Source organism: Petrachloros mirabilis (assembly GCF_975968855.1).
Genome location: NZ_CDLUDY010000283.1, coordinates 1 through 13,194, shown reverse-complemented (window position 1 = coordinate 13,194; position 13,194 = coordinate 1). Strand labels below are relative to the sequence as shown.

Genomic DNA, 13,194 nt, shown 5'->3' with positions numbered 1-13,194 from the left:
CTCGGTCACGCCATAGCCTTCGATCGGTCCAATGCCGAATTGATCTTCAAAGGCTTGAGCCAATCGCGCTGGAAGCTTCTCTGCACCGGTGACTATGACCCGCAATGAGCTGAACTGCTCGGGAGTGCAGCGGCGGGCATACAGTTGGAGAAACGTCGGCGTGGTGACAAGGAATGATATGCGGTAACGTCGTACGAGTTCGCCGATAGCGACCACGTCAAGCGGTGAGGGATGAAACACGATACTGGCGTTATTGAACATGACGAACCAGAAGACGAGATAACCGAACGAATGGAAGAAAGGCAGGATTCCAAGGACCCGTTCTTTTTCATAGAGGTGTAGGACCTGTGTGGCTCCCTGCGCGTTTGCGTCGACATTGAAGTGCGACAGCATGACACCTTTCGGTTCTCCGGTGCTGCCGCTGCTGAAGATGATCGTCGCAAGGTCATCGATCGTCGTCGGGACCCGTTGCCCGCAGGCCATTTCGATCAGGCGTGCAGGAGCGCACAGTCCTAGGGAAGCGGCGAGCAATTTCTTTCCTGTGCCAATCGTTTTGGCAACGTCTTCAAGCCAGATCATCGTAGGCCCGTCCGGCAATTCGAGCTTGGCCTTCTTGATAAACGCACGGCTCGAAACAATGGTCCGAATTCCAGCCAGCCGCACAGCTGCTTCCAGTCCGCTTTTGCCAACCGTGTAGTTGAGGTTTACGGTGGTCTTGTCGCACAGAGGCGCGGCCACATTGACCAGGGCGCCCGCAACGCTCGGAGGAAGAAGAATTCCAACGTGCTGTTGCCCTTGCCAGTATTTTCGGAGCGCCCTGGCGAGTGCGATCGATCCGATAAGCGCTTGAAACGAGGATACATGCGGGCGACTGTGGTCCGCCATGACGAACCGGAACGGGCGCTTCCTCATCGCGCGGATAAATTCACGGTGCAGTGGGAGTCGATCGTTTTTCCTGAGATACCACGCGGCTTCGCCGAGGGCACGAATGGCGCGGCGTAGTTCGTGAGCCGGTGTATCCGATGGAAGAGGTGTCCCGAACGAGACGGTGACAGGGTAGGGGATCCGCTCCGGAAGTTTCCATAGGAAGCGGCCATGATTGAAGCTGAAGATGCTTCCCCAGACACGGTCCAGATGAACAGGAATAATCGGCGCCGTCTTACCCTTCATGATGCGCTCGAATCCGCGCCGGAATGGCAGCAACGTTCCGGTGCGGGTGATCTGACCTTCCGGAAACAGGCAGACCATCTCACCCTTGTCGATGGCAGTACCGGCATCACGGAGCGCGCGCAGAACCATGCGCAGCCCGCCGTGCGATGATATGGGTATCACCCCGAGCATCTTCATGAACGGTTTGAGTATCGGCTGCTCCGCGTACTGCGCATCAACGACGAATCGAACCGGCCGGTCGACGCTGGCGATGAGCAGGAAGCCATCGATGAATGACACGTGGTTGGGCACAAGAAGCGCGCCTCCACGATCCGGCACATGCTCGTGTCCGATGATTCTAAGCCGATACAGACTGTTGGTGAGGATCACCAGAATCAATCGCAGGAATGCATCCGGCAAGAGGTGCAGAGACCATACGACACCACCGGCCGTGACAGCCGCTGTGGCCAGCATAATTCCGCTGCTTGAGAGCCCTGCGTTTGCGAGCGCACCACCGCTCAGGGAACCCAGCATGATGCCGGTAAACACACCGGTGTTGGAGAGGGCGATGACAGCTCCGCGTCGATCCGCCGGAGCCTTCCATTGGACCATGGCATTGAGAGGAACAAAGATAAATGAGCATGAGACACCGAGCAGGGTCATCAGCGCCAATGTTCCATACAATTGAGGAGTGAGGAAACCCAAGAGACTCAGTAGAAAGGCTGTAGCCACTGCGCCTAATGGAATCAATCCATACTCGATTCGGGATTTCGAAAGACGACCGACGATGATGGCGCCGAGCCCTATCCCGACCGACAGAAGCGTCAGCGGAAGTCCGGAGAGGGCGTCAGAGAGATGCAGGACCGCTTTGGCGTATACCAGGATGTCCTGACCAAAGAGACTCGCAATGGTCCAGAAAAATATTTGTCCCCCAACCGCCAGCCGAAGCAGACGCTCGTTGCGAATGGCGCGCCAGGCTCCTTGCCAGGTTGCGAATATGCCTCCCTCCGCTCGAGCAGGAGGCACGTGAGGGACAAACCAGGAAGCGATTAAACCGACAAGGGACAGGAGAGCCAGGACAAGAGCGGCTAGCCACGTTGTCTCACCTGCGCCCTGAAGCAGGAATCCCCCGGCGGCTGTTCCGGTTAAGATCGCCGCGAACGTCCACATTTCCAGCACGCCGTTACCCGCTGCGAGTTTCTCATGGGCAATGAGTTCGGGAAGAATTCCGTACTTAGCGGGGCTGAACAATGCGCTCTGCATGCCCATACCGCCTAAGACGATGAGTGGAAGCCATCCGCCCTGCGGGGTGATGAACAGGCTTAGGGTACCGGCGGCCATCAGAACCACTTCCAGCAATTTCATGATGATGATGACGGTGCGTTTGCTCATCCGGTCGGCCAGAACACCGGAGACCGGGGAAAACAACACGAGAGGAAGTGTGAAGATCACGAATGCGATTGTCGTCTGAGTTTGGGCGGCAGTTTCGAATTCGGGACCGGGTGCAATGGAGGCGGAAAGCTGGCGGATAGCCAGCAGCGCGACCATCAGCTTCCAGGCGTTATCATTGAATGCGCCGAAAAACTGGGCGACCAAAAGGCCGCGAAGTAAACGAGAGGGCTGAGGCTGTGGTGAGGGAGTCGTCAAGGTCGAATCATTTGCGCTGGTAACTATGCGCAGTCTGCCAGGTAACGTGAAGACATGCAAATATTTCTCGGTGGGTTGCTTGAGCAACCCACCTGTTTCATTTCTTGCTGGCCCCATACACTCGCAGATGCGGTGAACGATCCAGGGGTTTAGGCGATTTGAGAAGCTGTGCCGTTGTATAGGAATAGACTTTTTTATCGTCCTACCAAGGACAATATCGGGACGTAAGTTACCAAGAGGACGACGAGCAGCATGAGCAGGAAGAAAGGAATTGTATTCCGACATATTTGCCCTAGCGGCTTATCGAACCGGTAAGAGGCAAAGAACAGGTCCAGACCGACGGGTGGTGTCAGGTATCCCAATTGAAGATTGACCAGAAATATCATCGCCAAATGAACCGGATCTATCCCAAAAATTTGACTGATCGGCTGTATGAGCGGCACCACGATGCTGATGGCAGAGAAGATATCCAGCAGACAGCCGACGATAAGCAAGAACACATTCAGGGCGAGGAGAAAGACCAGAGGTGAGTGCACGTGAGACTCAAACCACTCGGCCGCTTTCATGGGAATTTCGGCGTCAACAAGGTAGTTAGTAAGGCCCATGGCCACACCAAGAATCGCAAACACGCCTCCGATAAGATGAAGGCATTTGCCTAGAACTTCTGGGAGTTCTCGACGCGGGCTCAACTCCCGATGGACGACGAGCTCGATGAAGAGGACATAAACGGTTGTGATGGCAGCGGTTTCGATCAGGGTGCCGAATCCTCCGAAGAGGCTCACCAATACGATGACTGGGATGAAGATTTCCCACTTCGATTCCCATGCCGCGGCGAATAATTCCCGCATTTCAAAAGGGACGCATTCTCCCTGAGCCCGTCGGCCTTCGCGTACCCCAAGCGTGCATACGGCTCCGACGAGCAGCAGTCCCGGTATGATGCCTGCCTGAAATAGGTCGAGGATGGAAACATGGGCCACGACGCCGTACAAGATGACGGCAAGGCTAGGAGGAAACAACAGGCCGATGGAACCGGTGGCGGTGAGGAGTCCGACTGAAAACCGTTCTCCATATCCGTTACCCAGGAGTACTGGGAGCATAAGACCTCCCAGTGCCAAAATAGTGACTCCCGACGCGCCGGTAAAAGTTGTGAAGAACGCGGAGAGCAGCGTGACCACAATCGCAAGACCGCCAGGAAGCCATCCAAAGAGCGCTCGAAAAAGGCGGACGAGTCTTCTGGTTGCCCCTCCCTCAGCCAGGATATAGCCGGCCAGTGTGAAGAGAGGGATGGCGGGGATTGACGGAGAGACTACCAGCCGATAGGTTTCGACAGGGATTGCGGCAGCCGGTGTTCCTTCGACCTGAAAAAGGAGCAATGTGGCTCCACCGATGATCACAAAGATCGGCATGTTGAGAAAGGCTGCAACAAGTAGAACGGCAAGGCCCGTCCAGAGGAGTTGAGATGCCCAAGGCATCAGCAGAAATCCAATGACGCAGGCAAAGGGAATTCCGAGAGCCGCGATGAACCGGTCTCGCATATTCCCAGCCCGCATCATGAAGTGGATTGCTATCGTGGCGTAGGCCGTTGGCAGGATGGCCTCAACAACCCAGACGGGCAGCCACCCCGCAATAACGACGGGGGAGTTCGCATCTGCGAGAACAAATTGAAGGGCGGCCCAGCACAACCCGCTTGCAATGGTAGTTGCACAAATCGCTCCTGCAACATTTCCTGCCCGCCGGCCCCATTGAGGGAGGAGGCTGCATCCGGCCAAAAAAGTCAGATGCTTTCCGTCCCGTGCGGCAAGCACGGCACCGAGAAATCCCGCCCACAGCGTGAGCCCTTGGACATAACTGGCGGAGCCAGGTAAACCTGCGTTGAAAACTTTGCGGAGAATTATTTCGAGGACTGGCAGTGCAGCCATGGCAAGAAGGACCGTACTGGCTAAGCTGTTTTCCAGCGACCGCCAAATAGAATGGGCACTCTGCACCATGACGCGGCATTTCATTTCAACGAGCTTCCTTGTAGCGAATTGGACACTACTTCTTCAGGACCAGCTGGCGAAAGGCAATTCAAGGAGACGGTACAGTTGTGCGGAATTGATCGCGGAGTTGCTCTGCTTCCACTACAAGCCCCTTGGGCACTGCCTCGCCCAGAATCACTGGGTAATTTGCACGAAACCGTGTTTCCCACTCGGCTCTGACATCGGACGGTACGGGATGAACCACGAGGCCGTGTTCTTTCATGACGCGTACTGCGTCTGCGTTGTGATGTCGAACTTTTGTGAGGAAGCGCTGCCCCGCGATCTGGGCCGACCGCAGGAGTTCCGGTTTTATTTCATCCGGAATGGCTTTCCACTTCCGGTCTGCAATGACTATGGCGCCCACTAGCGGAGCCCATTTGAGGTCGGTCATGTGGTGGGCCAACGCGAACCATTGAAAGGATAACGATGCGAGAGGAGTAGTCGTATAGGCGTGGATCAGTCCCGAATGCAGTCCTGAGTGAATTTCGTTCACAGCGAGCGGGACAGGATGATATCCGAGATTCCGCCAACCCTGGACGATTCCAGGATCGCCGCTCCAGACGAACAACCGTAGCGGCTTGAGATCATCCGGAGTGACTACTGCTTCCTGGGTGAACAGATAGACCCACCCCGCATCTCCCCAAACCAATACCGTAAAACCCTTGTCTGCCAGGATACGCTCCAAACGTGGCGCCATCTTTGTGCGAACGTAATCCCATTCCTCGTTGTTCGCGAAGAGCATTGGTAACTGCAGGGCTTTGATTTCCGGTGCGATCTCAGCCAGCCCTGAACCAGCAAGCAACGCAGCGTCGAGTTGCCCGATGCGCATCTTTCGGACCATATCCGGGTCATCGCCTGCGACACCGCCTGGGTAGATACGGAAACGAATTGTTCCGTTGGAAATCTCAGCCCAACTTTCGGCGAGGTCCCGCAAGATATCGTAGTACGGTGAGTTTTGCGGCGCGAGAGTACCCAATTTGATGCTTTGAGCTAGAGCAGTTGTGCTGAGAAGCACAGCGGCGGCGAAGCTTACAATCGCGAAGAATGTCTGTTTCATGGCTTGTCCTCCGAATGGTCAACTTCGAGAAAAAGATCGTTCGTTCGTGTGAGGAGCCACCGTGCGCGCCGTTGGGCAACCACGTTGGCTAGTCGTAGCTTCGGGTCCTGGTTTGGGTCTACCGCTAGGGCGGTTGCAAGCAGCTTCTTGAACTCACTCAGGTTCTGTTCAGGCACGGACACGCTCTCAGCCATCGACACGTAAATGGAAGCGTGCGGTGTCTTGGCGAGCTCCAAGAATCGGCGAAAATGCTCCCGTGCCTGTGCAACACTTCCACCTGGACGACGCGCATCGTACAAGACAAGAAATTCATGAGCCGCTCCATCTTCGTACGATTCGTGTACCTTCACCACCCGATTGATCAGAGCATTGATGAGTGGAGTTTCCGAGAGCAAGTCAAGGTCTTCGGCTTCGGCCGAAAGTGCGCCTGCCCACGATACAGCAGCCCAGTATAAAAAGGGGGCGTCATCTTCCGAAGTCTCAGCCACAGTCGAGCCGGGATCGTGTCGGAGGCGTATTTCGAATCGTGGATGGACGAGCTCTAACCCTCTGATTGAGTAATCGCGTCCGCGCAGATAGAGTCGCTTTGCACGGACTCGTAATAGCCTTGCCCGAATGACATCCTGCTGATCTATACGATCGGCCTCGTCCTGGAGCAGGTAAGCGTAGGCTGTGAAACCTTTCGCCGCGGAGAGGAGCAAGCCCTCGTGTTCAGGAGAAACAGCGAGCAGGCTCTCGTAGGTTTTCAGACCGAAGGGCAGCGCCTCGCGGACCAAATCAGGATCGTCGTCCGAAGCAAAGACCTCAGAATCGCCGGCGAGTACATCGCTAATCATGTTGGCCATCATTCGCTTGGCCGAACACCCGCTCAGTAAGATAGCTGCAAGCAAGCCAGCAAGGAGACAGAATGGTCGTCGCATGACTCACCTATTGACTAAGCAGCACGGCGTGTTGGCATGATCAGTGGTCCATGCGATGGAGCAGGGTCGAGCTGAATGACTCTGCTCGGCGGCTGGTTCACAACAGAGGCCTGTCGAGGTTTATTCAGGTAAAGTGCTCCCTTGCACCGCATGACCATCACCCTCATTCCCTGCACGATCGAACGCAGGAAGGCAGTCACAGGCCTCCCCCTCCGTGCCACCTCATGCACGAGGTCCGCCGCCGTGCACCCGGCATGGTGCGGACTGCGGTGCAGGCCTTGCCGCAATCGACGCCGTTCTCGCACATACGCCCGCATGCTCTCCTCACTGAGGCCGTGCTGCGCCAGGGCCTCCTCAACCTCTTTCTGCGCCGACTGCTTCGCCTTGAAGAGCTGCATTTGAATGCGGCTGTAGACGTTCACCGCTCCATCCCCGCTGGTCTCTATCGGGAGAAAGATCGCCTGGGGATACATTTCGGTAATCAAGGACTGGACGCCGTCTGAGACCCCGCTGGAGGGCATGCAGCCGAACGGCTTAACGCTTAGTGTCATGTTCACCTTATTTCGAATGACGTTAAGGAGCAGCTTGCCGACCTCCATATGGCCTTCCCCGCCGCGCAGATGGTTGTCGTAAAACTCGTGGCTTACCTTGGCCAATTCCTCCATATCGGGGAGGTGATAGCCTTTCAGGCCCATGAGAAGGGCGAAGGATTGAAACACGATTCTGATCGCGCGATCCGCGACCCACAGTGAGACCAGCCTCTTCAGCACGTTTACATTCTTGAGGCCATACCGGCCTTCATCCTTGCCCCCCAGGTGTAGCCGCCGTGTGGTGTCGAACCGCCACTCCCAAACCGAGTACAGCAGCCACGCGGTGACTAACTGGATGTCGACCTCGGCGCCTTCACCCTCCAAGAACTTTTGGAGTCTGTAGTTCCCGTCCCCCTCTGTCGTCATGGCCCAGAACTCCCCAACAATGGCCACCCTGGGCTTGGCCTGAGTCCGATCCACTTCCACGCGCGAGAGCTCGCGACGGCACTGCCATATCGCCATGATCACCGAAGTGCGGGTCGAGAGAGCCTGGCTAATGATATCTTTGCACCGGTTAACGGCTTGATCCGTGGCTCCCGGTGTGGTTTCAAAGGGACGGATTCGATAGGCAAGGGCGTTGAGGATATCGCCGATGATGACCGCCTTGCTTACGGCGACGAAGAAGTGGGTATCGAGCCGTAGCCCCAATTCCTCCCCGGTAGCCTGCTTCAACCCACCACTCTGCTGAAACAAAAGCACGCGAAATCCGCTGAACCCGCTATCCCGCAAGGCCTTCCGGTACTCAGTGACGTAGGTACCGAAGCGACAGGGCCCACAGGCTCCAGAGGTAACGAAAACGTAGCGGTCGATAATTTCCCTGGTTGAGAGACCCTGTTTGTCGCGGAGGAGGCAAAGGTATTTGACGAGGTTTCCCACCGTGAAATAGGTAGGATTGCACTGGCCGCGATTCCCAAACTCTTTCCCAAATCGCAGCGCCTCATTATCCGGACAATCAATGGCTTCGGCCTTGTACCCCAAGCCCCGCAAGGCGGCTTGGATGAAGATGTCTTGAGCCACGGTGAGCCCGGCGAGGAGCAAGGTCGTGTGGGGACGTTGTGCCTCCGTAAAGGTGCTCGGCACAGGATCGCGCCACTGTGGTCGTTGCAGTGCCGCCAGACCTAGTCGCACTCGCTCTTCTGCTTCGAAGCGAGCCAGTTCGGCATCAATATCCAGCAAGGTTTGTGAATCTTCCGCCCAGATCATGTGGTCGCTATCGGCAATGTTCTTGTTCATGATTCGGCCTCCTTGTGTGGTGGGACTATCGACTAGAGAATCTCTCATCGGCGTTCCGTTGAAGGTTATCAGGCAACTAATACCGGGACGGACTTGCTAGTCTGTTGAGGGTTCTCCTTCCCTAGGGAAGCCCGGAGATGGGCGATCTCTTGCTCAAGCTCAGGATATGGCTCCTCTGTGCGCTGCGGAAATCGCCGTTTCTGCTCCAACAGGGCCAAACGCTTTTCAGCGAGCCTGCGATGGAGCTCCTGCTTCTTCTTGGCGAGGTCTTGGAGCAACTCCTCACGCATGCTCAGCGTGTGGGCGTAGGTTTTAATGCGAATCTTGATGGAACCTGAAGGTTTGTTCGCATCAATGTCATGGAGTGCCGAGTAAGGAGTGCCGGCGGTCGAGATGATGCTGTCGATGAGGCCGTACGTTGGAGCATCGTGCCCGCATTTGAAGCTAGAGAGATCGATGACTGCGATATTGGGATGGCGCGCGGCGAACTTTGCGGCCCAGACCTTCTGCACACTGTTGGCACTGTAGTTCTCCGGCCACACGTCATTGATCTCAAGGGGCGATTCAACGAGGTCCTTCTCTAGATCGTCATGAAAAAACCGGCGGAGCCAGGCCGGGTCTTTGGGAATTGAGCGGATCGACAGAATCGGGTAGCCCAACGCCTGAAACTCCTCTAACACCCCGTGATTCAAACCTGGGTCGTTATGGTAGGGGCGGCCGAGGAGGAGGATGCCGATACGGCTCTCTGCCTCGAGTTGTTCCAAGATGGCTTTGCCCTTATCTTGTAGTTCGCGATCGAACGTCTGGAGCGCCCTGAGACCCTGATCAACGGCAAGGTCACTTTCGTCCTCTGTAATCGCGAGGCGTTCGCCCCAGGCTTCGAGCATCTGCTTCTTGAGGAGCCAGGGCTCGCTGAAGGTAAAGGCATGGTCCACATACTCGATCCCCCGTGTCGCAAAAAAGTCCGTTTCTTTCGTGAAGGCAGCGCGAATAACCTTCGGCGTTCCCGCGACAATCGGGCAGGCTGCGGTGTCCATGACCCCGGCAACAAACGACGGCACATGGGTGATGCAGGGAAAGAACACATAGTTGAGCGCTTTCTTGATGTGGTGATGGAACAGCAGGTTGTGAATATGGGCCTGGGCGACCTTGCTGGGGTAGCAGGGGTCCACGGAGCCGTACTTCCCCCCTTCCTGCCAGAGTTCTTCGCTTGTCTCGTCGCTCATCACAATATCCCGGCGATCGATACCAAGACTCTCGAAGTAGGTGCGCCAGAACGGTCCGGTGCTCCACATATTCAGCACACGTGGCATGCCGATGCGGAGTTGTTTGCGCCGGCTCCTGCTTTCCTCTGAAGACCGTCTGAACCGGCGCGTCACGCTCACCTGCTTCATGTTGCCGAACAAGGACCGTTTGACTTCGATCCCCTGAACGACAGCGCCATCTTCCGGCAAGGGATCGGGCTCATAGAAGTGCTTGAAGCAGAGCTGCCCTTCGTAGGCGACGAGGTTCGGGAAGCGATTCATCAGTCCCTTGCGCTGGCTTGCAATTTCTTTCATGGCTTCCACACTTTCAACGGTGCCCTTTTCGCAGGAGAATCCTGAGATGTAGCGTGCCGAAGCGCCGTCGGGTGTGCGGGTGTCGATGAAGGTGCGAGAGCAGAGGTTGGGACAGAAGCGGCAGCGGGTGCTTTCGTCGTTGCGCGAGCTGAACTCAACAGCAATGGCCGCGTCCAAGCCGACGAAGGTGCTGTGGCCGCGCCGCTTGACGACGCGGAGCGCCTCCATCGCCGCTCCGATCGCCCCGGCTTCGCCGGTGTGGGGGTGCACATGAATCTCGGCGTCGGGGACCCGTTCCCGGATATAGTCCACCTGGGCCTTGACGGCGGCCAGGTTATGCTGCGTGCCGCCTTGGAGCACGAACTTCCGTCCCAGCTCGGCCATGCGCGGGATCTGCACGACGTACTGCCAGATGTTCTTGGGCAGGACCATCGCAAGCCCAGCCAGGAGCTCCTCCTTCGCGTAACCTTCTTTCTGGAAATTGACGCGGTCCGAATCCAAAAACACTGCGCAGCCGTAACTGAACTTCGGCGAGAGCTCCGCCTTGAAGGCATGGTCGGCGTACTCGCGCACGGGAATGCCGAATTGATCGGCCATGGCCTGAAGCAGCATCCCGTTACCGGCGCTGCACTGGTTCGAGAGCCGGAAGTTCTTGATATCGCCGTTCAGCATGAAGAGCACCTTGATGTCCTGGCCCCCGATGTCGCAGATCACATCTACGTTCCCGAAGAAATGGACCGCGCTCATCATGTGCGCGACCGTCTCCACGACATTCGCATCGGCGCGAAGAGATTTCTCGAGGACCTCCCCGGCGTAGCCGGTGACACCGAAGCCGATGACGTCGAGGCTCGCCCCCTGACCCTGCACATAGTCCCGCAGACGGGCGAACATCTCCTTCATGTCCTGGATGGGGTTGCCTTTGGAGAGCTGGTATTCCTTTTTGAGAAGGGTGCCGTCTTCCGCCACGAGCACGGCTTTCGAAGATGTGGACCCTCCGTCCAGGCCGATGCCGGCGCGCACGATCTGGCCGGGCCAAAACGTAGCCGGGGTAAAGGAAGGGATCTTGAACTCTTCGCGGAAGGTCTCGAGCTCCTGTTGATCGCGAACAAGAGGCAGACCGGCATTCGCTCCCAGTTTCGCTTTCCGCCCGTGCTGAATGAACGTCTTGAGGAATTCCACGCCTCGATAGCGTCCGACCTCTTCCGGTTCATGCATGCCGTAGATCACGGCCCCGAAGGCGGCGTAGTACTGCGAATTGTCGGGAACGAAAATCAGTTCCTCGAGGGGTTTGTCTTTGGGATAGTCGTAGCCCCGTTCCTTCCACGTCTCCGGAATGCGCTTGCGCCAGCACTCTTGTAAGAATGGGAGATAAGTGTTGGGTCCGCCGAGCAGCAGGACGCGATGCCGTAACGTGTTTCCCCGTGTAAGCACCGAGAGGTTCTGCATGACGATGGCGTCTGCCAGCGAACACATGATTTCGCCTGCGGGGATTCCGCTCTTGACAAGATTGACGATGTCGGTTTCCGCAAAGACGCCGCATTTCGCGGCGACGTGGTGCAGGCGCGAGTCGTCGAACTTCAGCCGCCCTGCTACTTCCGGCGGCATGCCGACCTTGATGACGCACTTGTCGATCGTGGCCCCTGTACCGGACGCGCATTTGTCGTTCATGGACGTGCAGGCCTGCTTGTCTCCCGTCTGTTCGTTGGTTTTGAAGATGATGATTTTGGCGTCTTGCCCCCCCAGCTCGATGATGCTGCCGACATCCGGATGCAACTTCTCCACGGCCATGGTGACGGCATTGACCTCTTGAACAAAACGCGCGCCGATCGGCTCGGCAAGGGGGCCAGCTCCCGACCCTGTGATGAAGGCGCGGATCTCGTCTGTCCGTACGTGGGGGAACTTGTTCCCGATGGAGTCAAGGAATTCGAGGACCATTTCCGCTTGCTTGGTCTCGTGGCGCCGGTAGTCGCTCCACAGAATATTTTGGGTTTCTGGATCAACGACGGTCGCTTTCACGGTTGTCGATCCGACGTCGAGACCGATCATGAGGTGGGCAGTCATTGGTCTTGTTCTCCTTCCGTCTCCAGGCGTGCTGTGTTCCTTCAAACCAAAATCCATGTCACTATGCTTCGCTAAGAGATTGGGGCAAGCTGTATGCCATACGTTGTACGTGTAGGATTGAGAGCGAATGCAAATAGACACATCGACTGATATGGCAACAAGTTGGGAGGGATTTGTGTAAATTAGGATTCAGGATCGTTTCTTGAGTACGGGAGGGATGAAGAATGAATTCATGAACAAACGTTCATAGTTCAGGAAAGCAGGTTCATACTCAAAGGAGGGGGAATCTATTCGGGGACTATCTCGTGAGTTTGTTGGCGCTTCGTGTAATTCCGCAATTGCGAATCCGATCAGTTATCTGTCATCTTGCTTTCAAGTTTTCTCAGCCACCTGTATGTCCTGCCGAGAAGTCTGGCCGCAGCGGTCTTGTTCCCGCCGTACTCAGTCACGGCCCGGCTTGTAATGGCCCATTCCACCTGGTCCAAAAGATTGGAGAGAGAGCCGCTTTGTTTCAGTGTTTGAAGCAAGACAGGCCAGTGGAGACGCTTCACGAAGTCCATCACGTCCAATGAAGGAACGTCGGGAGACGCGGAATCGCGAATCGCCGGGGAGAGCACATCAGGAGTAATCCAGTGACTGATTGGCGGTGCTAATGTGACCGCGCGTTCCATCATGTTCTCCAATTCTCTGACGTTGCCAGGCCATTTGTACTTAAGGCACAGGCTGAGTGCTTCTTGTGTGAGGCCTCGGAACGTTTTCCCGGCACGTTCTCCGTACCGTTTGAGAAAAACATCAGCAAGTTCAGAAAAATCATCGAGTCGCTCGCGTAACGGGGGAATGTCGATCTCAATAACATTGAGGCGATAGTAGAGGTCGCTCCGAAAGCGCTTTTTTTCGACAAGCGACTCGAGATCTCGATTCGTAGCGGCAACCACTCGAACATCGACCTTCAGATCCGTT

At 56.4% G+C, this 13,194-nt stretch carries 7 protein-coding genes; all 7 read right to left on the bottom strand.

The features are described 5' to 3' along the window. The coding region (locus ACWVCN_RS12155) for an MFS transporter (protein ID WP_455246049.1) at nt 1-2,796 on the bottom strand (2,796 nt) is incomplete at its 3' end. A gap of 194 nt (nt 2,797-2,990) precedes the next feature. Further along, nucleotides 2,991-4,799 (bottom strand): TRAP transporter large permease, encoded by a 1,809-nt coding sequence (locus tag ACWVCN_RS12150; RefSeq protein ID WP_455246047.1) that lies wholly within the window; start codon nt 4,797-4,799, stop codon nt 2,991-2,993. Nucleotides 4,800-4,863: 64 nt separating this feature from the next. Further along, entirely contained in the window at nt 4,864-5,871 is a 1,008-nt protein-coding gene (locus ACWVCN_RS12145) for a TRAP transporter substrate-binding protein (RefSeq protein WP_455246045.1), read from the bottom strand. After that, nucleotides 5,868-6,707: a TRAP transporter TatT component family protein gene (locus ACWVCN_RS12140; RefSeq protein ID WP_455246044.1), complete on the bottom strand. Its 840-nt coding sequence runs from the start codon at nt 6,705-6,707 to the stop codon at nt 5,868-5,870. The genes ACWVCN_RS12145 and ACWVCN_RS12140 overlap by 4 nt, the downstream gene beginning before the upstream one ends. A gap of 98 nt (nt 6,708-6,805) precedes the next feature. After that, nucleotides 6,806-8,614 carry a hypothetical protein gene (locus ACWVCN_RS12135; RefSeq protein ID WP_455246042.1) on the bottom strand — a complete coding sequence of 603 codons (1,809 nt, stop codon included), beginning with the start codon at nt 8,612-8,614 and terminating at the stop codon, nt 6,806-6,808. 68 nt (nt 8,615-8,682) lie between these two features. Then, on the bottom strand, nt 8,683-12,234 hold the full coding sequence (locus ACWVCN_RS12130) for a BadF/BadG/BcrA/BcrD ATPase family protein (RefSeq protein ID WP_455246040.1): 3,552 nt from the start codon (nt 12,232-12,234) through the stop codon (nt 8,683-8,685). 350 nt (nt 12,235-12,584) lie between these two features. Beyond that, on the bottom strand, nt 12,585-13,194 hold a 610-nt coding region (locus ACWVCN_RS12125; protein ID WP_455246038.1), incomplete at its 5' end, for a sigma 54-interacting transcriptional regulator.

Coding starts and splice junctions, on each gene's coding strand:
- ACWVCN_RS12130 (WP_455246040.1), bottom strand. CDS start 12,234: ATGACTGCCCACCTCATGATCGGTCTCGACGTCGGATCGACAACCGTG.
- ACWVCN_RS12150 (WP_455246047.1), bottom strand. CDS start 4,799: ATGAAATGCCGCGTCATGGTGCAGAGTGCCCATTCTATTTGGCGGTCG.
- ACWVCN_RS12140 (WP_455246044.1), bottom strand. CDS start 6,707: ATGATTAGCGATGTACTCGCCGGCGATTCTGAGGTCTTTGCTTCGGAC.
- ACWVCN_RS12145 (WP_455246045.1), bottom strand. CDS start 5,871: ATGAAACAGACATTCTTCGCGATTGTAAGCTTCGCCGCCGCTGTGCTT.
- ACWVCN_RS12135 (WP_455246042.1), bottom strand. CDS start 8,614: ATGAACAAGAACATTGCCGATAGCGACCACATGATCTGGGCGGAAGAT.